The organism is Vibrio sp. 10N.261.51.A4 (assembly GCF_041471945.1).
Lineage (GTDB): Bacteria > Pseudomonadota > Gammaproteobacteria > Enterobacterales > Vibrionaceae > Vibrio > Vibrio crassostreae_C.
In genome coordinates, this window is the sequence record NZ_JBFRPJ010000078.1 from 20,668 (window position 1) to 42,486 (window position 21,819).

Annotated in this window: 26 protein-coding genes; 20 read left to right on the plus strand and 6 right to left on the minus strand. The window is 44.9% G+C overall.

Annotated elements, in window-relative coordinates; genetic code table 11:
- Window positions 1-4: 4 nt before the first annotated feature.
- A complete protein-coding gene (locus AB4384_RS16965) occupies window positions 5-472 on the plus strand; it encodes an EVE domain-containing protein (protein WP_017061021.1) in 468 nt (155 codons plus the stop codon).
- A gap of 87 nt (window positions 473-559) precedes the next feature.
- Here AB4384_RS16965 and AB4384_RS16970 read toward each other — a convergent pair whose 3' ends face one another.
- Window positions 560-1,387 (minus strand): Cof-type HAD-IIB family hydrolase, encoded by an 828-nt coding sequence (locus AB4384_RS16970; protein WP_017061022.1) that lies wholly within the window; start codon window positions 1,385-1,387, stop codon window positions 560-562.
- Between the two features lie 182 nt (window positions 1,388-1,569).
- Window positions 1,570-2,550, minus strand: coding sequence for an alpha/beta fold hydrolase (locus tag AB4384_RS16975; protein ID WP_372129862.1), 981 nt, complete (start codon window positions 2,548-2,550; stop codon window positions 1,570-1,572).
- An 81-nt stretch (window positions 2,551-2,631) separates the two neighbouring features.
- Here AB4384_RS16975 and rhtB point away from each other — a divergent pair, with 81 nt between their 5' ends.
- The 7 genes from rhtB to AB4384_RS17010 all read left to right on the plus strand — a co-directional run bounded on the left by rhtB (window position 2,632) and on the right by AB4384_RS17010 (window position 9,144).
- Window positions 2,632-3,249: a homoserine/homoserine lactone efflux protein gene (gene rhtB / locus AB4384_RS16980; RefSeq protein WP_017061024.1), complete on the plus strand. Its 618-nt coding sequence runs from the start codon at window positions 2,632-2,634 to the stop codon at window positions 3,247-3,249.
- A 45-nt stretch (window positions 3,250-3,294) separates the two neighbouring features.
- Window positions 3,295-4,515, plus strand: a complete 1,221-nt coding sequence (locus tag AB4384_RS16985; RefSeq protein WP_372128524.1) for an EAL and HDOD domain-containing protein — start codon at window positions 3,295-3,297, stop codon at window positions 4,513-4,515.
- 99 nt (window positions 4,516-4,614) lie between these two features.
- Window positions 4,615-4,956: a metalloregulator ArsR/SmtB family transcription factor gene (locus AB4384_RS16990; protein ID WP_372129863.1), complete on the plus strand. Its 342-nt coding sequence runs from the start codon at window positions 4,615-4,617 to the stop codon at window positions 4,954-4,956.
- Between the two features lie 173 nt (window positions 4,957-5,129).
- Window positions 5,130-6,131 (plus strand): ArsJ-associated glyceraldehyde-3-phosphate dehydrogenase, encoded by a 1,002-nt coding sequence (locus AB4384_RS16995; protein WP_017061027.1) that lies wholly within the window; start codon window positions 5,130-5,132, stop codon window positions 6,129-6,131.
- A gap of 21 nt (window positions 6,132-6,152) precedes the next feature.
- The gene (locus AB4384_RS17000) at window positions 6,153-6,644 is read left to right on the plus strand and encodes a cyclin-dependent kinase inhibitor 3 family protein (RefSeq protein ID WP_372129864.1); all 492 of its coding nucleotides are present in this window, start codon (window positions 6,153-6,155) and stop codon (window positions 6,642-6,644) included.
- Between the two features lie 96 nt (window positions 6,645-6,740).
- Window positions 6,741-7,961: an organoarsenical effux MFS transporter ArsJ gene (gene arsJ / locus AB4384_RS17005; RefSeq protein WP_029235838.1), complete on the plus strand. Its 1,221-nt coding sequence runs from the start codon at window positions 6,741-6,743 to the stop codon at window positions 7,959-7,961.
- Between the two features lie 169 nt (window positions 7,962-8,130).
- Complete coding sequence (locus tag AB4384_RS17010; RefSeq protein ID WP_017061031.1) at window positions 8,131-9,144, plus strand: acyltransferase; 1,014 nt, start codon at window positions 8,131-8,133, stop codon at window positions 9,142-9,144.
- Window positions 9,145-9,204: 60 nt separating this feature from the next.
- On the opposite strand, the gene AB4384_RS17015 is transcribed toward AB4384_RS17010, so the two are convergent.
- On the minus strand, window positions 9,205-9,534 hold the full coding sequence (locus AB4384_RS17015; protein WP_017061032.1) for a DUF2500 domain-containing protein: 330 nt from the start codon (window positions 9,532-9,534) through the stop codon (window positions 9,205-9,207).
- Between the two features lie 244 nt (window positions 9,535-9,778).
- On the opposite strand from AB4384_RS17015, the gene AB4384_RS17020 reads away from it, so the two are divergent.
- The 4 genes from AB4384_RS17020 to AB4384_RS17035 all read left to right on the plus strand — a co-directional run bounded on the left by AB4384_RS17020 (window position 9,779) and on the right by AB4384_RS17035 (window position 12,819).
- On the plus strand, window positions 9,779-10,153 hold the full coding sequence (locus AB4384_RS17020; protein WP_004736595.1) for a hypothetical protein: 375 nt from the start codon (window positions 9,779-9,781) through the stop codon (window positions 10,151-10,153).
- A gap of 927 nt (window positions 10,154-11,080) precedes the next feature.
- On the plus strand, window positions 11,081-11,701 hold the full coding sequence (locus tag AB4384_RS17025; RefSeq protein ID WP_017061033.1) for a lysoplasmalogenase: 621 nt from the start codon (window positions 11,081-11,083) through the stop codon (window positions 11,699-11,701).
- 90 nt (window positions 11,702-11,791) lie between these two features.
- The gene (locus AB4384_RS17030) at window positions 11,792-12,028 is read left to right on the plus strand and encodes a YecH family metal-binding protein (RefSeq protein WP_017066763.1); all 237 of its coding nucleotides are present in this window, start codon (window positions 11,792-11,794) and stop codon (window positions 12,026-12,028) included.
- Window positions 12,029-12,234: 206 nt separating this feature from the next.
- Window positions 12,235-12,819 carry a YhgN family NAAT transporter gene (locus AB4384_RS17035; RefSeq protein WP_372129865.1) on the plus strand — a complete coding sequence of 195 codons (585 nt, stop codon included), beginning with the start codon at window positions 12,235-12,237 and terminating at the stop codon, window positions 12,817-12,819.
- Between the two features lie 117 nt (window positions 12,820-12,936).
- On the opposite strand, the gene AB4384_RS17040 is transcribed toward AB4384_RS17035, so the two are convergent.
- The gene (locus AB4384_RS17040) at window positions 12,937-13,203 is read right to left on the minus strand and encodes a DUF1145 domain-containing protein (RefSeq protein WP_016784000.1); all 267 of its coding nucleotides are present in this window, start codon (window positions 13,201-13,203) and stop codon (window positions 12,937-12,939) included.
- A 10-nt stretch (window positions 13,204-13,213) separates the two neighbouring features.
- Window positions 13,214-13,816: a 16S rRNA (guanine(966)-N(2))-methyltransferase RsmD gene (gene rsmD / locus AB4384_RS17045; protein WP_017061036.1), complete on the minus strand. Its 603-nt coding sequence runs from the start codon at window positions 13,814-13,816 to the stop codon at window positions 13,214-13,216.
- 230 nt (window positions 13,817-14,046) lie between these two features.
- Between rsmD and ftsY the strand changes: the two genes are divergently transcribed.
- The 6 genes from ftsY to glpG all read left to right on the plus strand — a co-directional run bounded on the left by ftsY (window position 14,047) and on the right by glpG (window position 19,693).
- Window positions 14,047-15,285, plus strand: a complete 1,239-nt coding sequence (ftsY, locus tag AB4384_RS17050; protein ID WP_372129866.1) for a signal recognition particle-docking protein FtsY — start codon at window positions 14,047-14,049, stop codon at window positions 15,283-15,285.
- A 78-nt stretch (window positions 15,286-15,363) separates the two neighbouring features.
- Window positions 15,364-16,041 carry a cell division ATP-binding protein FtsE gene (gene ftsE / locus AB4384_RS17055; protein ID WP_004736585.1) on the plus strand — a complete coding sequence of 226 codons (678 nt, stop codon included), beginning with the start codon at window positions 15,364-15,366 and terminating at the stop codon, window positions 16,039-16,041.
- Window positions 16,028-16,996, plus strand: coding sequence for a permease-like cell division protein FtsX (gene ftsX, locus AB4384_RS17060; protein WP_017061038.1), 969 nt, complete (start codon window positions 16,028-16,030; stop codon window positions 16,994-16,996). Before ftsE ends, ftsX begins: the two co-directional genes overlap by 14 nt.
- A 177-nt stretch (window positions 16,997-17,173) precedes the next feature.
- Entirely contained in the window at window positions 17,174-18,031 is an 858-nt protein-coding gene (gene rpoH / locus AB4384_RS17065) for an RNA polymerase sigma factor RpoH (protein WP_017055518.1), read from the plus strand.
- A gap of 440 nt (window positions 18,032-18,471) precedes the next feature.
- Complete coding sequence (glpE, locus tag AB4384_RS17070) at window positions 18,472-18,792, plus strand: thiosulfate sulfurtransferase GlpE (protein WP_017061039.1); 321 nt, start codon at window positions 18,472-18,474, stop codon at window positions 18,790-18,792.
- 58 nt (window positions 18,793-18,850) lie between these two features.
- Window positions 18,851-19,693, plus strand: coding sequence for a rhomboid family intramembrane serine protease GlpG (gene glpG / locus AB4384_RS17075; protein ID WP_102319740.1), 843 nt, complete (start codon window positions 18,851-18,853; stop codon window positions 19,691-19,693).
- Window positions 19,694-19,780: 87 nt separating this feature from the next.
- Here the strand turns inward: glpG and AB4384_RS17080 are convergent, their stop codons facing one another.
- Complete coding sequence (locus tag AB4384_RS17080; RefSeq protein ID WP_017063771.1) at window positions 19,781-20,188, minus strand: flagellar basal body-associated protein FliL; 408 nt, start codon at window positions 20,186-20,188, stop codon at window positions 19,781-19,783.
- Between the two features lie 162 nt (window positions 20,189-20,350).
- Here AB4384_RS17080 and AB4384_RS17085 point away from each other — a divergent pair, with 162 nt between their 5' ends.
- Both AB4384_RS17085 and ubiA read left to right on the plus strand, forming a co-directional pair.
- Complete coding sequence (locus AB4384_RS17085) at window positions 20,351-20,893, plus strand: chorismate lyase (protein ID WP_164091128.1); 543 nt, start codon at window positions 20,351-20,353, stop codon at window positions 20,891-20,893.
- Window positions 20,894-21,748 carry a 4-hydroxybenzoate octaprenyltransferase gene (ubiA, locus tag AB4384_RS17090; protein WP_017061043.1) on the plus strand — a complete coding sequence of 285 codons (855 nt, stop codon included), beginning with the start codon at window positions 20,894-20,896 and terminating at the stop codon, window positions 21,746-21,748.
- Window positions 21,749-21,819: the final 71 nt, after the last annotated feature.

Sequence of the window (21,819 nt, forward strand, 5' to 3'; positions counted from 1 at the left end):
TATTATGGCATATTGGTTATTTAAAACAGAACCCGACACCTTCTCTATTCAGACTCTTAGAGTACAAAAAACCTCTTGTTGGGAGGGTGTACGCAACTATCAGGCTCGAAACATGATGCGTGATGACGTCAAGCTTGGCGATCTGGTGATGATATACCACTCATCATGTAAAAAAGTTGGCGTAGCGGGGATCGCTAAAGTAACCAGAGAAGCCTACCCAGACCACTTTCAGTTCGACCCTGAGAGTGATTACTACGATCCTAAGTCTTCACCCGATAACCCACGCTGGATCATGGTGGATGTCGAGTTTGTGCGAGTGACTGAGCGCTTGATTCCTTTGGTTACGCTTAAAGCCATGCCTGAACTCTCCGAAATGCCCTTGGTGAAACGCGGTAATCGCTTATCGATCATGCCGGTTACCGAACAAGAGTGGCAGGCAATCTTAAGCAAAGAAGTGTTAGGTTCTCGATAGCGTTAGAGAGAGCTTTTTACGTAAGGTTCAAAAAAGGCAGCCAGTTGGCTGCCTTTTTATTTATTCAGATCTGTTCAACGAGCGAGATTAGAGCAGATGCTTTTCTAGGTAGTGAGCAACGGCATCGTCTGCGTTACTGCCAATCACTTCATTGTCAGGTAGTGCTTTCATCACTTTCTCATGTGATGTACCCATGATTAGACCTTTACCCGCCATAGCCAGCATTTCAGCGTCGTTCATGCCATCACCAAAGGCAACACAGTTATCCAGAGTCAGGTTTAGTGATTTTGCAACAGCGTCTAGAGCGTGGCCTTTAGAGACTTCAGCTGCCATCACTTCCAGACACCAAGGTGTAGAGAAGGCGATGTTCAGTTTGTCGCCAAAAGCATCTCTTAGCTTTTGTTCAAACGTGACGAGATATTCGTGGTCTTGTTCTGGATGTGTGAAGAAGACTTTCGCGATGCCTTCGCTTGGTGCGTTTTCAGCTTCAAAGCGCTTGTAGCTAAAGCCAGACTCACTGTGGAATTTAGCCAACATTTCATCTTCACGGTCTAGTAACCAATCTTCATTCTGGTACATGTGAATAAAGAGGTTTGGATCTTGGCGCACAATATCAATAACTGGCTGAACGAGTTCCTGAGGTACGTTCTGGCTATACATCAGTTGATCGTTTTGGTCATGCACGCGTGCACCGTTTGAAGTGATCATGTACGCCGGAATACCTGCTATCTGACGAATACCCGCCACATCGACGTGGTGACGACCCGTAGCGAAGATGAAGGTATAACCTTGGTCGTGTAATTTCTTAAGCGTTAGCTTGGTAAAGTCGCTTAGCTGATGGTTGGGAGCCAAAAGCGTACCATCTAAATCAGAAGCAACAATTTTCACGGAATCTTTTAGTGCAGGAATACTCATTTAACCCTCATTGCAAAATGCTTAACCAATATTGACGCTAGCCAGCGCTAGAATCGTTTTAACTACAATATCTCTAGGTAGAAATTGTATGCCAAATTCATGCAAGAAAAGAGGGCAAAGCTCACTTACTTCTCTTCCTCTTTAGCGCTTATTTTCTTGGTAGGTTGCTTAGCCTATTAGCTCTAGGCGAAAAACTGATTGATCGCATCCAGTGTTTGATTGCGATATTCATCCTGCTCAAACAACACCTCATGCCTAGAACCCTCAATCAACTTAAACTGACAATCAGAGTTGGTTTTCTTCAGCTTAGAGATGAACTTTACTTGAGCACTGTTACTGACAATCTTTTCATCCCCAGCTTGAATCAATAGCAGAGGGATCTTGATTTGACGAGTTTGTTGAATTGCTTGCTTGGCGGCCATTAACCCTTGCCACACCCAACGCGTGCTTGGTCCACCCACCTGCAAAGATGGAGACTCGTCATATAAGCGACGGAACCACTGATAGCGAACCTTACTGTGGCTCAGTAAGTTGTTTTCAAAAGGCTTCGAATAATATGCTTGCTGGCCCGGCGCGTAAGTTGGCTTGGCATAAAAAGCGGTAAGCATTTGTCCAACGATCATCGCGATAGGTTTCAGGTACCACTCGGTATTGATACCAAACATCGGAGCGCACAGAGTCACCTTATCAAACGGGTGGTCTGGATGGGTTTGTAGGTAGCGAGTGGCTATGGTGCTGCCCATTGAGTGTGCGAGCAGGTAGCGATTGGAATACTTACTGAGATCAAAACTGGCAATGACGTCAGACATGTCAGATGCATAATCATCAAACTCATGAATGTGACCAATGTCAGAGTCTGTTACCATACGTTCAGACTGGCCTTGACCTCGGTGGTCAAATGAATAAACGTCATAGCCTTGTTGATAAAAATCATAAAAGATTTCTTGGTATTTTTGGCAGCATTCGATACGGCCATTTGAAATCACAATAGCTTTGCTGTGCTTTTCTGAGGTGAGGCTGCACCAGTACAGTTTCTTTTTACCAGACGATGTTAAATACCCCTCTTTTCTTTGTTGCCAAAGAGCGTTGATCGGGTGTTTAATCGCATGATCGAACTGAGGTTCTTGAGTGTAAGGGAAGGTGGCTTCGCTGTGGTTTTCCATGGGAAATTACCTGAACTGATGCGTGTGAGAGCTTTATTGCTACTAATGTTGTTAGATTAAAGAACTAGTAAGGAAATGCAAATGGATACTCATGTCTGGCTTGCTTATGTTGTCACAGCGATTTTGTTTAGCTTGGCTCCGGGCTCGGGTACCGTTAACTCAATCAGTAATGGGCTTAGCTATGGCACTAAAAAGTCACTCGCATCAATTGTTGGCTTACAGCTTGGTCTTGCGTTTCACATTATGCTGGTGGGCGCGGGTATCGGTGCACTCGTTGCTAAGTCTGCGTTGGCGTTCACCATCATTAAGTGGGTCGGCGTGGTGTACTTACTTTGGTTAGGTATTCAAAAGTGGCGTGATAGCTCGAGCCTAGTAGCATCTGAAGAAAGCTCTACTCTGTCGAGTGGCAAACTGCTGAGAAACGCTGTGCTTATCAACCTAACTAACCCGAAATCAATCGTGTTTTTGGTGGCTTTGTTTCCTCAGTTTATTGACCCTACACAACCTCAAGCACCTCAGTTATTAGTGCTAGGTGTGACGACAGTATTCATTGATAGCGTTGTTATGTTGGGTTACACCTCATTAGCGTCACAAATGGGACGTTTTATTCGCTCTGATCGCATAATGGGTAAGATAAATAAAATATTTGGTGGTATGTTCATGGGCTGCGGTGCTTTGCTAGCTGCCGCGAAAGCTTAGATTAAGCGACTGAGTTATAGTTAAACCAATCAGAGTTATCAAGAAATGACCGCTACATACGTTGCTCGACAACCTATCTTAAATCGCAAGAGGAATACACTCGGCTATGAGTTGTTATTTCGCGATGGAGAAAAGAATGCGTACCCAGCGCATATTGAGTCTAATCGAGCAACGTATCGTCTGATTGTTGAGAACTTCTTGTCTGTTGGTCTTAACCCTTCTATTCCATCTTCACGCTGCTTTATCAACTTCCCTTATCAAAGTTTGATTCGTCGACTGCCCTTAAGTTTGCCGAAAGATAAGGTGGTGGTAGAGATTCTGGAAACCTGTAAACCAACAGATGAATTGTTGGAAGCGGTTAAAGACCTTTACCAAGCGGGTTACATGATTGCCCTAGATGATTTTACTTCGACCCCAGAATGGGAACGTTTCCTTAAATACACGCATATCGTAAAGCTCGATATTATGCAGATGGGTTTGGATGAAGCGTGTGATTTGGTTAGGGCGCATCAAGGGAAAAAGTTTAGCTTTTTGGCGGAGCGCGTTGAGACCGAACAAGAATTCCAGCAAGCCAAAGAGGCTGGCTTTAAGTTTTTCCAAGGTTACTTTTTCAATAAACCGGAAATCATCAAGAGTAAATACATTAGCCCTGAGCAAGTGATTGCTATGGAGCTGTTTCAAGAAGTGTGTAAGCCCGATGTGGACTTTCAACGGGTGGAGAGCATTGTCGCGAAAGATGTGGCGCTCTCATATAAGCTGCTGCGTTTTGTGAATACTATGTCGCCGCGCCTTGAAGTTACCATCTCTTCTTTTCGTCAGGCTTTGGTATATCTAGGTCAAGAGAAACTGAAAATGTTTGTCTCGTTAGCCGTCGCCTCTTATGTGTCCGATAAAAAGCCTAAAGAGCTGTATGGATTGTCTCTACAGCGTGCTCAGTTTTGTCAGCGTATGTCTCGCTATCAGGCATTTGAAGGGTATAGAGAACAGGCCTTTATGATTGGCTTATTCTCCTTGTTGGATGCTCTGTTGGACTTGTCGTTAGATAACTTAGTCGAGCAGTTGCCGCTGTGTAAAAGTATCAAGGTTGCTCTATTACGTAGAGAAGGGCCATATGGTACCTTGCTCGCACTTGAAGAGAGCTTTGAGCATGCCGATTGGCAACAGATTGATGAGCACTGCGCCGATTTAGGATTAAGCGTGGATCAGGTTAAAACGGAGCTTACTGAAGCGCGCCGTTGGAGCTATACCGTGACCAACAAGCTCTGATATTTCTTCGTTAAACTTTTATGACAATTGAAACGCACGCCTTGACGTGCGTTTTTTTATATCTAAGATATGTGCATATCCATATATGAGTATGTTTTTATGCTTCCTCACCAATTTTTTAAATTACTGTCCGATGAAACGCGAGTGCGTTGCTTAATGTTGATAGTTCGCAATGAGTGCTTATCGGTTGGTGAGTTGACTCAGGCATTGCAAGAAAGTCAGCCAAAGGTTTCACGCCATCTTGCGCAGCTGCGTTCAAACGGTGTTTTGATTGATGTTCGCCAGGGGCAGTGGGTGTTTTACCGCCTGTCACAAGATTTACCAGGTTGGATGCTAAAGTTAATTGACGACCTTATTGCATCGAACTGTTTGAAAACTGAATACCAGCAAGATATTGAGCGCTTAGAGTCGATGAACTCACGCCCAGCATGTTGCGTTTAAATACATTAAAACTTAATGCCGAAATAGTTGTAGTTGCAGCTAGGCGACAAGTGAACTTATCCCTATGAGCATAGTGGCTCTATGTAATTAGGGCGGCCGGCGCTCCGGTAAGTGAACGTAGTCAACAACGCTGCGGCTTCAAATATGAAGGCAATTAACTGAGAGAACAGAAAATGACAGTCAAAGTAGGTATTAATGGTTTTGGTCGTATCGGCCGTCTAGCACTTCGCGCAGCATTCGATTGGGATGAGCTAGAATTTGTTCAAATTAACGATGTTGCTGGCGACACAACAACACTGGCCCACCTTCTAGAATTTGATTCAGTTCAAGGTCGCTTTCACCACGAAGTAACTGCAGAAGGCGATGAGATGATCATTAATGGCCAGCGCATCAAGACCACACAAGAGCGCGACATCGATGCGATCGACTGGTCTGGTTGCGATGTGGTTATCGAAGCGACCGGTGTTCACCGTAAGACCTCTTTCCTAAACAAATACCTAGAGCAGGGCGTGAAACGTGTTGTGGTATCGGCGCCAGTGAAAGAAGAAGGCATCGCAAACATCGTTGTTGGTGTGAATGACAATATCTTCGACCCTGCGGTACACAAAATCGTAACGGCAGCGTCTTGTACAACGAACTGTATCGCGCCAGTGGTTAAGGTGATCAACGAGAAGCTTGGTATCGAGAACGCAGCCTTCACCACTATTCACGATTTAACTAACACGCAAACTATTCTTGATGCGCCGCACAAAGACTTACGCCGCGCACGTGCATGTGGCATGAGTCTTATCCCAACAACGACGGGCAGCGCCAAAGCGATTGTTGAGATCTTCCCTGAGCTAGAAAACCGCATCAACGGCCACGCAGTTCGTGTACCGCTAGCGAACGCTTCTCTGACAGACATCATCTTCGAAGTGAAGCAAGACACCACGGCAGAAGAAGTTAACGCGATGCTGAAAGAAGCGTCTCAGAATGAACTAAAAGGTATTCTTGGCTTTGAAGAGCGTCCACTGGTTTCTATCGATTACAAAGGCGACCAACGCTCAACAATCGTGGATGCACTATCAACGATGTTGGTCGGTAAGCGCATGGTTAAGATCTACGCTTGGTACGACAATGAGATGGGTTACGCAACACGTACCGCTGAGCTTGTTCGTACCGTTGGCCTTGCTTAATAAGAATCTGGAGAAGATATAATGATACATCCAACATGGCAACTAGACCTAGAGCAAGGTGCGCTAGTGCTTACTCCGTGCCCAGGCACAAAAGAAGCAACGCTTGATGCATCACTGGCTCAGCTAAAAGAGCAAGGCGTTGAAGCTATCGTGACAGCACTTGATGACCATGAGCTTGCAAGCAAAGACGTGGCGGCACTTGGTGAAAAAACACGTGCGTTAGGTATGCAATGGTTCCAGATCGAAATTGAAGACGACTGTGCACCGGGTGCTGGTTTTGCTGCGAAGTGGCAAGCAGCTAGCCCTGAGCTACATAACATCGTCGATAACGGCGGCAAGGTTGCAATGCATTGTATGGGCGGCTCTGGTCGCACTGGTTTGTTCGTAGCTCACCTACTGTTAGAAAAAGGCTGGGATTTGAGCAAGGTAGTTCAAGAGGTGCAGGCACTGCGTCCAGGTGCCTTCACTAAACCTATCCAGGTTGAATACATTAATGGCGTAGCGAATAGCTAATAGTCATCAGTGTTAGACAGGGAGCTTTTGGTATCTGGAGTGTTGAACTTATCATGATCCAAAAGCTCTTTTTGTTTAGATTGCAGAGATAGCGTTATGTTTTCAAATCTAAGTAAGAGCGTTCGCCAATACATGTTGGTGACTTTTAACTACTGGAACTTCACCATTACTGATGGTGCACTTCGCATGTTGGTGGTTCTGTATTTTTACGACCTTGGTTACAGTTCACTAGAAATCGCCTCACTGTTCCTTTTCTATGAATTCTTTGGTGTGGTGACTAACCTAATCGGTGGCTGGTTAGGGGCGCGTCTTGGCCTCAATAAGACCATGAACATTGGGTTAGGCATGCAAGTCGTCGCCTTGGGTATGCTCGCGGTGCCAACGGCAATGCTGACCATTCCTTGGGTCATGGCGGCGCAAGCCTTGTCTGGTATCGCTAAAGACCTCAATAAGATGAGTGCCAAGAGCTCAATTAAGACTCTGGTTCCTGATGAACAACAAGGCGCGCTTTATAAGTGGATTGCGATTCTGACCGGATCTAAGAATGCGCTTAAAGGGGCAGGCTTCTTTATTGGTGGTTTACTGCTTTCAACGATTGGCTTCCAATACGCCGTGCTCGCGATGGCAGCCGTGTTGGCATTGGTCTTCGTTGGCAGTGTGTTGAGCTTAGAAGCGGACATGGGCAAAGCGAAAACCAAGCCTAAGTTCAAACAGATCTTCTCTAAGTCTGAATCCATCAACATCCTATCCGCAGCACGTATGTTCCTGTTTGGCGCTCGTGATGTGTGGTTTGTGATTGCTTTGCCGATTTACCTAGGCAGTGTGTTTGGTTGGGATCACTCATGGGTTGGCGGTTTCTTAGCTGCTTGGACTATCGCTTATGGCTTTGTACAGGGCATAGCGCCGAAGATTACTGGTAAAGCTCAAGGTAAGGTGCCAGATGGCCATGCCGCGCTGTTATGGGCTGGTGCGCTGGCTATAGTGACCGCTGCTATCGCTTATGCGGTACAGATTGGCTGGCAACCCGAGTTAGTTATTATCGGTGGCTTGATGGTGTTTGGTGTCATCTTTGCGGTGAACTCATCACTGCACTCATACCTTATTGTGAGTTATGCGAAAGGTGATGGCGTTTCTCTTGATGTCGGTTTCTACTACATGGCAAACGCGATGGGCCGTTTGATTGGCACGATATTGTCGGGCTTGGTATTCCAAATGGCCGGTTTGTCTGCGTGTCTGTGGGTTTCCTTCGCATTCTTGGCGATAACGACGGTGATCTCTCTGCGTTTACCGAAAGTGCCGCAAATTTCAGCGGCATAAGCTTCAGCCACATGAGCCTCATTTGTGAGAGCTCAAGTCGCAGAAGCTAGAGTCGTATGAGCTAAATTCGCGATAAGTATCTCCTTTAACACTAAGCTGACTTGGTATTTATTCCGGTCAGCTTTTTTATTGCTATAGTAGAATGATTGAATATTAATCAGGCATTTACATGAAGCAGCGAATTCTCTTTTTTGATTTAGCACGATGTGTCGCGGCCGTAGCGGTTATCGCGATTCATGTTTTGGCGCCTTATCGCAATGAGTTGGGCACTATTCCTTTCGGTGAATGGCTTACTGCCATTACGGTAAACGGTTTCAGCCGCTGGGCAGTACCTGTGTTCATTTTGATTACTGGCGCACTGATGCTCAGTGATCAGCGCCCGTTTGACGCCAAATACTACCTCAAGCGTCGTTTGGGCAAGGTACTGATACCTTTCATTGTCTGGTCGCTTTTCTATACCTATCTGTCGGGCTGGTCGGCAATGGGCTTTGATGCCGACGTCAGTTGGGACGTGTTGCTTAATAGCTACCATCATTACACCTATTACCACCTTGGTTTCTTCTATTACTTCATCCCACTCTATTTTGTGATTCCGTTCTTGCAGATCATGGTTAGAAAGTACGGTGATAGATCGGTCTATGCCTTTACGGCGGTATGGTTGTTCACAACATTGCTGTTCTTACTGAAAATCGATGGCCCTTGGAGTCACGAATTGTGGTTGTACACCGGTTACTTACCATTGGGTTACTTGCTGTATAAGATTGTGCCACTTAACAAGATGACCGTTGGCGTGAGTGTGTTACTGGGTGGGCTAGCGTTACTAACCACGGTTTACATGGTGGTTGATGCAAGCTTGGTAGCAGAAGAGTACACGGTAGGGCGCTGGCTATCTTACAAAACGTTGAATACCGTATTAGCCGCGAGCATGGTGTTCATGGTATGCCGTTACTATGGTGAAGGCCTGTCTGAGAAGAGTAACCAAGTGGTTGGCTTTATCAGTAAGCACAGCTTAGGTATTTACCTGCTGCACCCGATTTTCTTGTGGCCGATGAAAGAGTTTGGTTGGTACCAAGGACATCCGGCATGGGTTATTCCATTATGGATTGTGATCAGCGGAGCTGGCGCATTATGGATGAGCTGGTTGGTGTCTAAGTCAGAGAAAACGCGTTGGTTATTGCCTTAGCGGTGATTGCTAAGGCTTTCTGATGGATTGCTTAGGGACGACAGTTGAAGCGGCTGACGTTTAGCGCTTCAACGCAAAGTGTAAGAACTTATCGCCTTGGTAGGTTAAGGTTCCTTTGTCGCCAGGGTTAAGGGCGTGGAAATAGTGGATGCCGACTTGGAATTCTCGCTTCGGACCAACCACACCACGTTGAACGTAAATCCAGTACTCTTGATCTTCTTGGCCCGGTTCTGCGTCAGGAAGGTCGATCGATTGTTTGTCTAACACCGTGACATTCACTTTCTTCTCTGGCGCATTTTCACCTTGCGAGTGTTTTCGATAGAAACCAATAAATACCCAAGCCGCTAGAGCAGCGAGAGCAAAGATGGCAAAAAAGAGTGAATTAGGCATATAACCTCCATGTAGTCGTGATGGTTATTCTAGTCTTTCAGGCAATAGGGATATGTGTTTAAAGCCGTTATTCGTGAACTGTTGTAAGCCAAACTGATTATTTTTCGGCAGACATCACATTTAATGGTCAGTTTGGGATAAAGCATTGTTATTTATTGTCTCTTTCTCTCGTAAATAACAGTGATTTTGTATAAGAATAGGGAAATGCTCGACTAGAATTATAGTGTGGAGTGGGAGGGCTAAGATGACCGATATTGAAAAAGTGGTGACAAGAACTCGCAATATAGAGAAATTATTGAGGCTTCAATATCATGCCGAAGGCGAAGGATTGCATGAGCTTGTAACAAGCTGTGAAGAAAGGCTACCGCACGATATGGTGAGCAAGCTGCGCTATATCGCAACGTGTCGTAATAAGGTAGTCAATGAACATGAGGCTAAGTTGGAAGACCAACATAAGTTCATCATGATGTGTAACGACTGTGAGAAGGAGCTGACTCCACGTAGTGGTCGTTTTATCTGGCGAGTTGCGATCTTACTGATGATGGCAATGACTTTAGCTGCCGCAGGTTTCTATTATGCGAACTGGGATGTGCTAACACTGCATCTGTTTTCGAAGTGAAAAAATTGAACAAAAAAAGGGACGCTCATGGCGTCCCTTTTTTTATCTGTAACTTGCTTAGTACATCATCGGTAGTGTCATTAGACCTACAACTACCGCGATCATTACAAGTCCTTGTCTTTGCGAAGATGAAATCATAACACTACTCCTAAATTTGGTTGTCTCTCGCTATGTTTTAAAGAATAGCACTACTTATGGCCTTAGATCAAGAATTACTTTCGAAAGCTTTAAAAGTAGTAGAAAACTATGAGTTTTTGGCTTGTTTGGCAGTGTTTAACTGTGTTTTATGGTGTGTTCTTAATTTGTTCGTTGTGATTTATGTTTGTTCTAATTTGATTTAACTTGTTGTTTTGTAATGGTTGTTTTGTGTAATTTATATTGTTAAAGGTTGTTAAACTGTATTAATAGAGGTTGGTGGTGGCTAGGTTGGTTTTGGTTGGTTTTTTAAGTTTTCGGCTTGGTTTTTGTGGCGATTTTTACCGGAGGCTTGAAATAACCTGACAAAACTGGGCGTTAAAAAAGAAAACTGGCTACTTTACAAGTCTAGGCTTGGTTGGCGTTTTTATTTTCCTATTAATCTTGAGTTTGTTTATTTAAGTTATTGTTATTATTTACTTTAAGTGTGGTTATTTTAATTTTTTAAGTGTGGTATTTTACGGAATTAGGCCGGTTTTGGTGGGGTCGATAGGTTAGAATTGGCCAAAATTCAAGTATGGCGACTCTAATGCCAGTTTGAATGGGTTTTATGATGATTCGTTCTAGTTTTAAACGAATGGCCATTGTCATGGTGGTAATTGTTACGACTTCAATCTAAAGAGACTCTTTTTAGTGGAAGCGTAATCAAGATCCAATTTTGAGGGGCTGAGGCTTTACATCAACACTCGTGTGCCTAGACTGGCGACGATTTAAAGCAATAGGGCAAGTGGTATGTGGAGTTGGTTAGCGGTTTCCTTATCTGGTATCGGAGCAATAGCAGGAACGAAACATGGACATATCGGTCAGGCCTTATCGTATAAGGTATTTACCTTTGTATTATTAGCGACAATTGCTTTAACTCAGTCGGTTGTGGCTGACTTTACCTATTGGATAGTTGCGGGGTTGGCTATCTCTGCGATCGCAGATGTGCTTCATACTCTCACTCAAAAACGCCCTCTGCATTTTGTCTGCTTCTTATTGGCTCAACTCTGTTACAGCAAAGCTTTTTGGTTACAGCTATCAGGTGAAATGGTTTGGTGGTTGTTCGCGCTGTTATTGGCAGCTTGCGTTGTTGCTTTCTTTTTACTGCTGCCACGCTTAGACAAACTCGTTTTTCCCGTGGTCATCATGGGCATTGTGCTTATTCAGTTAGCATGGGCTTCTGGTGAGGTTTGGCTGCTGGATCCTCAGTTATCACACGCGGTCGGTTTTGCTGGCTGTAGCGTGCTGCTCCTTTCGGCCTTAGCTTATGCGCTAAACAGTTACCGCAGCCCAATCAAGGGCGCTTACTTTTGGGTAACGGGCAGTTACTTTCTCGCACACGCATTCATCGTCGCATCGATTACTATTTAGGGTAGAGCTCTCTCAAGCCTGAGCTACATCAAAACGGCGTTGCTAAAACTCGGTACTCTACGTGTAATTCATTAAACATGAGATTGAGTTATGACGACTGAAATTCACGCACACAACGTTTTAAACCTGCTTAGTGAAAAGCCACTGACTCGCGAAGAGCTAACATTAGCGCTTGCTCAAACCTATGGCGAAGAAGCTCGCTTCCATACTTGTAAGCTCAATGGTCTGGATTTAGATAGCCTGTTGAAGTTTTTCTTGAAGATGGAAAAGGTTGTCGTTGTCGATGATAAGCTTTGCACTAACCGCGAACGTGTGTGTAATCACTAATTCTTAGTGGCTTGTTTTATTCGTGAATAAAGAGTGGGTGCATGTTTCGGCTCCACTCTTTTCATTACCTTTCAATCTGCTTTCGCTAATTTGCCTTCTTATAACATCCCCTTTTAAAAGCATCAGTTAACCCGCTTATCACTGCGTTCGAAAATCAATGTTGAGGCTGCTATACTCCGCGCACTTACGCTTTTCGAGACAAACTTATGGAAATCTTATCTGCAGCAACCATGCTGTTTCTTATCATGGACCCGCTTGGCAACTTGCCAATCGTGCTCTCTATCCTTAAGCATATTGATCCGAAGCGTCGCCGTATTGTTCTTGTTCGTGAACTGATGTTTGCGCTGGTTATCCTGCTGTTGTTCTTGTTTGCTGGTCAAAGCATCATGAACTTCCTGCACGTACAGCCTGAAACCTTGAGTATTTCTGGCGGTATCATTCTATTTATCATCGCGATTAAGATGATTTTCCCAAGCGCAGGCAGCATTACTGGCCTTGCGGCTGGTGAAGAGCCGTTTATTGTGCCGATGGCGATTCCTATGATTGCAGGTCCGTCAGTGATTGCTGCACTGATTCTGCTGTCGACCCAGCATCCAGACAACATGTTAGAGCTTTCAGCGGCTGTGATGCTGGCTTGGGGCGCTACCTTCTTCATTCTGATGTTTAATGGCTTCTTCCTGCGAGTGCTGGGAGAGAGAGGTCTTAAAGCCATCGAACGCTTGATGGGCTTGTTGTTGGTTATGCTGTCGACGCAAATGTTCCTCGATGGTGTGAAAGGCTACATGGGCTAACATCAATATCATTGCTGAATAAAAAAACGCCGCTTAAATGAGCGGCGTTTTTGTCTCTACTGTTTCTGTCATGATGTTTTCTGTAGCTAAGCGTTTTATATCTGGGCTTAAGCTCGATTACATCATGTGTTTGCGTCGGATATCGAGTAAGGCGAAGACACCGAAAATCAATATTGACCACTTCTCCCAACGTGACATCTCGATCTTATCGCCGAATGCACCGATGAAAATCAGCATCTGCAGGCCGTGCATGAAGAACAAGAATGCTGTCATGATATAAAGCGCAATCGCAGCATTACCCGGAAACGGGTAGAAAATATTTACGATTAAGATAAACCAAACAAAGGCGATGGCTGCTTTTGCTAGTGGAAGCAAGAACTTCATTCAATAACTCCTATTCTTCAGTGATTCGATTGAACAGTCGGTAGCTTGACTGTCCGGTGGTCTTGTCGCGATGCAATTCCCAGTTCTCTGGCATAGCTTCGAGTTTCAGTTCTTTCTCTGTCTCGACGTAAATGATGGCATTGTCTGCAAGCCAACCGTTACTCTCAAGCAGTTGTACTGTTTCTGCCAGTAAGCCTTTGCGAAATGGTGGATCAAGGAAAACCATATCGTAAGGCGTGCCTGGTTTCTTAAGGAAAGAGATAGCATCAGTATTCACGACATTAATGTTGTCTGCCTTGAGCTCTTTCGCGTTATCAGAAAGCTGTTTAGCCGCCTTTTGATTCATTTCGAGCAGTGTCACCATTTTGGCTTGGCGAGAAGCTGCTTCAAAACCTAGACCGCCAGAACCGGCAAATACATCCAAGCAAGTTGAATGTGGGATATCTTGAGCCACCCAGTTAAAGAGTGTTTCTTTTACTCGGTCAATGGTTGGGCGTAATCCTTCTAAATCATGAACAGGCAGCTTTCTCCCTCTCCATGAGCCACTAATAATTCGAACAAAGCCTCCGGATGGCTTTTTTTGTGATGTGTTTTGCTGGCGACGTCTTACCATAGATTTTTTGACCGCTAATAAAGTGATACTATACCGAGCCCAATTTAAGTGGGTTCGTGTATTAAATAAATTTGCAATGACAAAGTGTATCAAGCTAAAAGCAAACTTATCACTGCTTTGTCATTTTTCTTTACTATTCGTTTGTACAAGCTTGTATTGTATAACAATAGCAAAGAGTCGACGTGTATTAAGTCAATACAGCTAATTAGTAGATCTAGGAAACTCCTCTGATGACGGAAAAAAAGAAGCGCGGATTATTATCGTGGCTTGGTTTTGGTGAAGAAGAACAAAGCCCAAAAACTCAGAATGAAGCGAACGTAGAAAGCGTTGAAGATCAAACTGAAGTTGAATCACAAGTTGAGGCTGAACAGGTCACGCTTGAAGCTGAACAATCTAAGCCAACTGAACCTGAGCAAGCGCTTGAAGAAGCTCAACAAGAGCAGCAACCTGTCGCAGCAGAAGCAGAAGCAGAAGCAGAAGCAGAAGCAGAACAGGAAGAAGTGGCAGTTCCTCAAGCTAAGGTTGAAGAAGTACAAGAGAAGCCGACAGAAAGCTTCTTTGCTCGTCTTAAGCGCAGCCTAAGCCGCACTAAAGCAAACATCGGTGCTGGTTTCTTTGGTCTGTTCAAAGGCAAGCAAATCGATGAAGACCTGTTTGAAGAGCTAGAAGAGCAACTTCTGATTGCTGACGTGGGTATGAATACCACGGTTAAGATCATTGAAAACCTGACAGAAAAAGCATCTCGCAATGACCTAAAAGACGGTGAAGCGCTTTATGGTCTGCTCAAAGAAGAGATGGCAGACATCTTAAGCCAAGTGGAACAGCCACTGGTTGTTGATACCACTAAAACACCTTACGTTATCTTAATGGTGGGTGTGAACGGTGTAGGTAAGACAACTACGATCGGTAAGCTGGCGAAACAATTCCAAAATGAAGGCAAGAAAGTGATGCTAGCAGCGGGTGATACCTTCCGTGCTGCAGCCGTTGAACAGCTTCAGGTTTGGGGTCAGCGTAACGATGTGCCAGTTATCGCTCAACACACTGGTGCGGACAGTGCGTCTGTTATCTACGATGCGATTGAAGCAGCGAAGGCTCGTGGTGTTGATGTTGTGATTGCTGATACAGCCGGCCGTTTGCAGAACAAGAGCAACCTGATGGAAGAGCTACGCAAGATCGTTCGTGTAATGAAGAAGATTGATGACTCTGCGCCACACGAAATCATGCTAACGCTCGATGCAGGTACAGGTCAGAACGCTATCAGCCAAGCGAAGTTGTTCAGTGAAGTGGCTCCAGTTACGGGTATTACACTGACTAAGCTAGATGGTACGGCGAAAGGTGGTGTAATTTTCTCAATTGCTGACCAGTTCCAGATTCCAATCCGCTACATTGGTGTGGGTGAAGGTATTGATGACCTGCGTCCATTTGAATCTAAAGACTTCATTGAAGCACTATTTAGCCGCGAAGAGTAACGCGAGTAGCAAAGTGGTTTATCCTTAATCTGCTACCGTTTTTAAATTTGATATTAGTGATCGTAAGAGGAATTTTCGGTGATCAAATTTCAGCAAGTGAGTAAAGCCTACCGAGGTGGAAGACAAGCGCTCCAAAAAGTGGACTTTCACCTGAAACGTGGAGAGATGGCTTTTTTGGGTGGGCACTCTGGGGCTGGTAAAAGTACCTTGCTGAAGTTGATCTGCGCGATAGAGCGTCCAACTGATGGACGTGTCTGGTTCAACGATCACGATATCACTCGTATCCCAGCCAAAGACATTCCTTTCTTACGCCGTAATATTGGGATTGTTTTTCAAGACCATCGCCTGCTGATGGACCGTTCGATTTTCGATAACGTCGCTCTGCCTATGCGTATTGAATCTATTTCTGAAAACGAAATAAAACGCCGAGTCAGTGCTGCGTTGGATAAAACCGGCTTACTAGACAAAGCCCGTTGTTTGCCAAGCCAGCTTTCTGGTGGTGAGCAGCAACGCGTGGGTATCGCTCGCGCTGTGGTTAACCGTCCAACTCTGCTTTTAGCGGATGAGCCTACCGGTAACCTAGACCCTGAATTATCTAACCGTGTATTACGCTTGTTTGAAGAGTTCAACCGTGCGGGTGTGACGATCATCCTAGCGACGCACGATATCGGGTTAGTGAACACTCGCCCTCAGTACCGCCATCTTGAATTAAACCAAGGATTTTTGAGTGAGGTTGAAGACTATGGCCGCGAATAAGCGCATCAAGAAACCTCAATCTAATCGAGCAGCAAACCGCGCTTCAAGCGACGGCTTCTTTGTTGTTCACTGGAAACAAGCCAAGTCATCGTTCTCGCAAATGTGGCAGCGCCCGTTAGGCAACTTACTGACCCTTGCGGTGATCTCTATGGCGTTGGCGATGCCAGCTTGTTTGTACCTATTAGGTAAAAATGTAGGGGAAGTGGCGCAAGATGTCACTAGCCCGTCACAAATAAGTGCTTATGTAGAGGATGGTATTCCTGAGCCACGAGTAATGGTGCTTAAGGATGAAATCGAAAGTTGGGATCAAGTTGAGCTCGTGGAGTACATTTCTCCGCAGCAAGGGCTTGCAGACCTCAGCCAGTATTCTGGTTTTGAAGACGCCCTAACCATTCTCGACGATTATTCACTGCCAGGTGTGCTGGTGATTACGCCAAGCGTGCACAGCGATACCTTAATTAAAGAGCTGGCAGGCACAGTTAAACAACAAGAATTAGTGACCGATGTTCGCCTAGACGAAGATTGGTTAGCGCGATTAGATGCGATCAAAGCATTAGCGGCTGTCATCGTGATTACCTTAACGGTATTGATGCTGGGCGCGGTATTTCTGATTATCGGCAATACACTACGATTTAATGTGTTGGCGCATAAAGAAGAGATTCAAACCATGAAGCTGATTGGTGCGACCGACAGCTACATTCTTCGACCATACCTTTATGCTGGGATGTGGTTTGGCGTTTTAGGTTCGATTAGCGCTTGGGTAATGACGGCATTGATTACCGTATTGCTGAACAGCGCGGTGGATGACTTGGCTCAGCTATACGACAGCCACTTCCGTTTAATTGGCCTGAGTTGGGATGAATCTTTACTGCTTTTGATCGTCGGAACTCTGCTTGGTAGTGTGGCTGCAAAGCTTTCTGCACAGCGTCACCTAAAAGAAATTGAACCAGTTTAGGTGAATAGAGTCATATTTAGACGAAAAATAGGCACTTCTTAACCAGTTTTTGCCTTGTATAGACGAATTGATTATGCATAATTACTTCCCCCTCCTTGAAACCTGTTCATTTTAGGTTCAAGATTGTAGGGTTTTAATAGATGTATTACTCCAGATCAGAGATTGATGAGGAACCGAATGGCAAACCAAGCGTATCAAATGGCTTTAGTCACACAAGATAGTTTAGATAGCTATATCCGCTCAGCGAACAGCTACCCTATGCTGACTCCTGAAGAGGAACGTGGACTTGCAGAGCGATTACATTACAAAGGTGAGATCGACGCTGCGAAAGGCTTGATCCTTTCCCACCTAAGATTCGTGGTGCACGTTGCAAGAGGCTACTCTGGCTACGGGCTACCAATGGCTGATCTCGTCCAAGAAGGTAACATCGGCTTGATGAAGGCTGTTAAGCGCTTCAATCCAGAAGTTGGTGTTCGTCTCGTCTCGTTTGCTGTTCACTGGATCAAAGCTGAAATCCATGAATACGTTCTACGTAACTGGCGTATCGTTAAAATTGCGACCACTAAGGCACAGCGTAAACTGTTCTTTAACCTTCGTAAGTCTAAAAAGCGTTTGGGTTGGTTCAATAACGGTGAAGTTGAGACGGTTGCTCGTGAACTGGGTGTTGAGCCTTCAGAAGTTCGTGAGATGGAATCTCGCTTAGCAGCACAAGATGCGACGTTTGAAGCGCCTATGGACGATGACGATGGCGGTTCTGCTTACACTGCTCCAGTTTACTACCTAGAAGACAAGGCGTCAGACGTTGCTGAGACGGTTGAAGCGGCTAACTGGGAGTCACACACCAATAATCGCCTAGGGCTAGCACTAGCAAGCTTAGACGAGCGTAGCCAACACATTGTTCGCTCACGTTGGTTAGACGACAACAAGGCAACCCTGCAAGACTTAGCGGATACCTACAGTATCTCAGCTGAGCGTGTTCGCCAGTTAGAAAAGAATGCGATGAAGAAATTGAAACAAGCCGTTGGTGATTTCTAATAGCATCTAGTTTCTATTAGCTTCTACTTTCTAGTAGAGCTAACAAATAGCTGAATTTTGAAAAGGCCGAGATCGAGAGATCTCGGCCTTTTTGTTTTGGATCGATTTCTCAACTTTTGCGATCGAAATTTGCAAAATGATTTTGTGGATAACTCTGTGAGAAGTTTATTCGTCAGCTATCTAAAAGCAGTGTGTAGTAAGGCTTTGACGGGGTTTTTCGAGTGGGGATATGTTTCAGTTAACCCACAGTTAGATCAGGATCATTACTACATGTTGTGGATCTATTTTTGAAAAGACACTTTATTCACGCAATTCACAGATTTATCCACAAATGGTGTAAAAGTGATCGCTGGTGGATAACCTTATTAAGTGGATGTGAATGTTAGCCTTGGGATAGGTTACAATGGCAGCAAAGTAAATCAGTATAAAAAGAGAAAGTCATGGACCAGTTTAAACATATCGATGTTAAAGGCGCTCAAGCCCTCATCGAACAAGGCGAAGCTCGACTTGTCGATATACGTGACCCGCAGTCTTTTGCGGTTGCCCACCCAAAAACAGCCTACCACCTGACTAACGATACGATGGTGTCATTCATGGATGAGGTTGAGTTCGAACAACCTATCTTAGTGATGTGCTACCACGGCATCAGTAGCCAAGGTGCGGCACAATATTTAGTGAACCAAGGCTTTGAAGAGGTATATAGTGTTGATGGTGGTTTCGAAGCTTGGCATCGTGCTGAACTTCCAGTGATCGCAGGTTAATGACTTTCATCACCTGAACCGCCTCAAGCATCCCTCATAGAATGAATAGGAAGTAACAATGATTAGATTGATGGTGTTAGACAATCCACGTCTTGCTCAAGCATTTATTGATTATATGGCCTCTCGTCAGATCCCTATTCAGATGTCTCCAGAGGGAGAAGGGCGTTTTGCTCTTTGGCTTCTTGATGGCCAATTTCAGGTTGAAACCGAAGCTGAGCTGAATCGTTTTCTGGCTGAGCCCAATCATAAGTGCTATCAAGCTGCATCTTGGGACATGGCAGAGACCAGAAAGAGCAACTTCCATTACCACACGCCAAGCTTCATGGGCATGATCAAAGCCAAAGCAGGCCCAGTGACACTAAGCCTGATGTTGGTGTGTGTGGTGATTTTTGCGCTGCAACAGATCGGTTTTGGCCAAGCTATTTTCAATGCCCTACATTTCCCAGCGGTGGATGGACAGCAATGGCAGCTGTGGCGTTGGTTGAGTCATGCCGTTCTACATTTCTCTGTTATGCACATCGCATTTAATATTTTGTGGTGGTGGCAGCTAGGTGGAGACATTGAGAAGAAACTTGGCAGCCTCAAGCTACTTCAGATCTTTGCTGTCTCTTCTGCGCTTTCAGGTGCTGGGCAGTATTGGGTTGAAGGGGCGAACTTCGGTGGTTTGTCTGGTGTTGTGTATGCCTTGGTTGGTTACTTATGGGTGGTTGGTGCGAAGGCGCCACAACTTGGTTTAGGTATCCCAAGACAGATTGTCGGCTTTATGTTGGTGTGGTTGGTGCTTGGGTACATGCAGCCATTTATGGCTATCGCCAATACGGCGCATTTAGCTGGTCTAGCCGCTGGTGTGATTATTGGCTTTATCGATGCGATGAAAGCACCAAGCTCGGCAAGAAGCTAATTCATATCTTCTAATGAGTAGCCAAACGATAGAGACAAAAAAAGCGGCCAGATGAGCCGCTTTTTTATTGGGATTCGTTTTACATCATTACTGATAAAGGTATTTGGTAAACAGTAAGTCAGCAATCAGGGTTTTACCTGTCTCTGGAAGCAAAATCTTGTTGAGGTGTTCAACTAAGGATTTTCTTAAGTCTTCACGGCCAGATAGAGATTTAATGGTTTCTTCGTTTTGTTTGCCAAGCAATTCAATCACCGCATCGCGAATCAGTGGTTGGTGATGCTCAATAGCGGCCAAGTCGCTACTATTTGCCACCATGATGTCGAGGCGAACCTGAATGTAGCCCAGTTTTTTACCTTTAGTGTAAAAATTGGTGGTCAGGTCTGGCTCTAGCGTGAAGTAGGCGAGTTTAGCTGCCGACTCCTCTTCCGCGAAACTTGATGCTGAAAAGAGTAGGGTAATCGCAAGAAATATTTGGGCTACATAACGTTTGTGCATATTTGTGACTTTTCTTTAGTTTATTCGCGATATTCGAAACGCATTAGTCTTGTTACAATGAGCGGTCTAAATCTAAATACGTTTACAATTCGAAGAACGCTTTAATTTTGTTCGAAAGTTGAAGCTTTATTGTACGTGTAAAGTCACCTATTGAATACTAGTATGAATCAGCCAATATCGCTGTATCTTAATTCGTTAATGAATGTAGATTGGCAAAGTACAGAAACATTTGATTTTCCTAATGAAACCACCAAAGAGTGGCTGATGGAGCAAGGTTCTCTTTCCCGCAAGTTGGGGAAGTGCTGTCAGCACCTGTCTGTTGAGTTGCTTCATAATCAAGTTGTAGAACGCTCAATGCTGCAACAAGACGAGGAACATCTTTTATCATCGTTTGATTGCTTACTGCGTAAAGTGATTTTAAAGGGTGATGACGAACCGTGGGTGTTAGGTCGAACCTTGATTCCCCGAGTCACATTAGAAGATCATCAGCACTCAGACCTTTCTCAACAAGGTAATGTCCCGCTTGGATTGACCGTTTTTAGTGCTGAGAACGTGGAGCGAGATGCGCTGCAAGTTGGTTGGGTTATCGCAGGCGATGAGCGATTACTCGCGCGTCGTTCTCGATTATGGATGAACCATAAACCGATGCTTGTGGCAGAACTGTTTTTACCAACATCACCCATTTACTCTAAGGAGAGTGTGTAAATGCTTGCCACCAAAGCGAAGGCGTATTGGCAATTAACGCGAATGAATCGCCCGATTGGTACCCTATTACTCCTTTGGCCGACCTTGTGGTCACTGATTATCGCCGCACAAGGTATGCCTGATTTTGATGTCTTGGTTGTTTTTGTACTCGGCGTGGTGTTGATGCGTTCAGCTGGCTGTGTGATCAATGACTTTGCGGACCGTAAAGTAGATGGTCATGTTAAACGTACCAAGCAGCGTCCACTGCCGTCTGGTTTGGTTTCCAGTAAGGAAGCGATTCTGCTCTTTTTAGTGCTAGCCGTAGTTTCATTCTTGCTGGTACTCACCATGAATCCACTGACCATTAAGCTCTCATTTATTGGTGTGGGTCTGGCGTTCATTTACCCTTTCATGAAGCGTTTTACGCATCTTCCACAGTTGTTTCTTGGCTTAGCGTTTAGTTGGGCGATACCAATGGCTTGGGCGGCACAAACCAATGAACTGCCAAGCATTGTGTGGTTTGTCTTCGTGATTAACGCGTTGTGGACGATTGCTTACGACACGCAATATGCGATGGTTGACCGAGATGATGACTTGAAGATTGGTATTAAATCGACGGCTATTTTATTTGGTCGCTTCGATAAACTGATTGTTGGCTCTTTGCAACTCGTCACCCTAGCGATGCTGATTGCGTTAGGCATGCATTACCAACTAGGAGATACCTTCTATTGGGCACTGTTGGTAGCGGGAAGCTTATTTGTGTATCAACAACACCTGATGCGCCACCGTGATCGAGACCTTTGTTTCCAAGCCTTTCTAAACAACAACTATGTTGGAATGGCAGTGACAGCGGGCTTGTTCATTACCTTCTGGTAAGCATCCGCTTTTCGAGTTAACGAATGCTAAAGAAAAAGGCACCCATTGGGTTAATGCCGTTCACTTAAGAG

What these genes read in the sequence shown, in the direction of transcription:
- AB4384_RS16965 (WP_017061021.1), top strand. Translation starts at nt 5, where the DNA reads ATGGCATATTGGTTATTTAAAACAGAACCCGACACCTTCTCTATTCAG.
- AB4384_RS16970 (WP_017061022.1), bottom strand. Translation starts at nt 1,387, where the DNA reads ATGAGTATTCCTGCACTAAAAGATTCCGTGAAAATTGTTGCTTCTGAT.
- AB4384_RS16975 (WP_372129862.1), bottom strand. Translation starts at nt 2,550, where the DNA reads ATGGAAAACCACAGCGAAGCCACCTTCCCTTACACTCAAGAACCTCAG.
- rhtB (WP_017061024.1), top strand. Translation starts at nt 2,632, where the DNA reads ATGGATACTCATGTCTGGCTTGCTTATGTTGTCACAGCGATTTTGTTT.
- AB4384_RS16985 (WP_372128524.1), top strand. Translation starts at nt 3,295, where the DNA reads ATGACCGCTACATACGTTGCTCGACAACCTATCTTAAATCGCAAGAGG.
- AB4384_RS16990 (WP_372129863.1), top strand. Translation starts at nt 4,615, where the DNA reads ATGCTTCCTCACCAATTTTTTAAATTACTGTCCGATGAAACGCGAGTG.
- AB4384_RS16995 (WP_017061027.1), top strand. Translation starts at nt 5,130, where the DNA reads ATGACAGTCAAAGTAGGTATTAATGGTTTTGGTCGTATCGGCCGTCTA.
- AB4384_RS17000 (WP_372129864.1), top strand. Translation starts at nt 6,153, where the DNA reads ATGATACATCCAACATGGCAACTAGACCTAGAGCAAGGTGCGCTAGTG.
- arsJ (WP_029235838.1), top strand. Translation starts at nt 6,741, where the DNA reads ATGTTTTCAAATCTAAGTAAGAGCGTTCGCCAATACATGTTGGTGACT.
- AB4384_RS17010 (WP_017061031.1), top strand. Translation starts at nt 8,131, where the DNA reads ATGAAGCAGCGAATTCTCTTTTTTGATTTAGCACGATGTGTCGCGGCC.
- AB4384_RS17015 (WP_017061032.1), bottom strand. Translation starts at nt 9,534, where the DNA reads ATGCCTAATTCACTCTTTTTTGCCATCTTTGCTCTCGCTGCTCTAGCG.
- AB4384_RS17020 (WP_004736595.1), top strand. Translation starts at nt 9,779, where the DNA reads ATGACCGATATTGAAAAAGTGGTGACAAGAACTCGCAATATAGAGAAA.
- AB4384_RS17025 (WP_017061033.1), top strand. Translation starts at nt 11,081, where the DNA reads ATGTGGAGTTGGTTAGCGGTTTCCTTATCTGGTATCGGAGCAATAGCA.
- AB4384_RS17030 (WP_017066763.1), top strand. Translation starts at nt 11,792, where the DNA reads ATGACGACTGAAATTCACGCACACAACGTTTTAAACCTGCTTAGTGAA.
- AB4384_RS17035 (WP_372129865.1), top strand. Translation starts at nt 12,235, where the DNA reads ATGGAAATCTTATCTGCAGCAACCATGCTGTTTCTTATCATGGACCCG.
- AB4384_RS17040 (WP_016784000.1), bottom strand. Translation starts at nt 13,203, where the DNA reads ATGAAGTTCTTGCTTCCACTAGCAAAAGCAGCCATCGCCTTTGTTTGG.
- rsmD (WP_017061036.1), bottom strand. Translation starts at nt 13,816, where the DNA reads ATGGTAAGACGTCGCCAGCAAAACACATCACAAAAAAAGCCATCCGGA.
- ftsY (WP_372129866.1), top strand. Translation starts at nt 14,047, where the DNA reads ATGACGGAAAAAAAGAAGCGCGGATTATTATCGTGGCTTGGTTTTGGT.
- ftsX (WP_017061038.1), top strand. Translation starts at nt 16,028, where the DNA reads ATGGCCGCGAATAAGCGCATCAAGAAACCTCAATCTAATCGAGCAGCA.
- rpoH (WP_017055518.1), top strand. Translation starts at nt 17,174, where the DNA reads ATGGCAAACCAAGCGTATCAAATGGCTTTAGTCACACAAGATAGTTTA.
- glpE (WP_017061039.1), top strand. Translation starts at nt 18,472, where the DNA reads ATGGACCAGTTTAAACATATCGATGTTAAAGGCGCTCAAGCCCTCATC.
- glpG (WP_102319740.1), top strand. Translation starts at nt 18,851, where the DNA reads ATGATTAGATTGATGGTGTTAGACAATCCACGTCTTGCTCAAGCATTT.
- AB4384_RS17080 (WP_017063771.1), bottom strand. Translation starts at nt 20,188, where the DNA reads ATGCACAAACGTTATGTAGCCCAAATATTTCTTGCGATTACCCTACTC.
- AB4384_RS17085 (WP_164091128.1), top strand. Translation starts at nt 20,351, where the DNA reads ATGAATCAGCCAATATCGCTGTATCTTAATTCGTTAATGAATGTAGAT.
- ubiA (WP_017061043.1), top strand. Translation starts at nt 20,894, where the DNA reads ATGCTTGCCACCAAAGCGAAGGCGTATTGGCAATTAACGCGAATGAAT.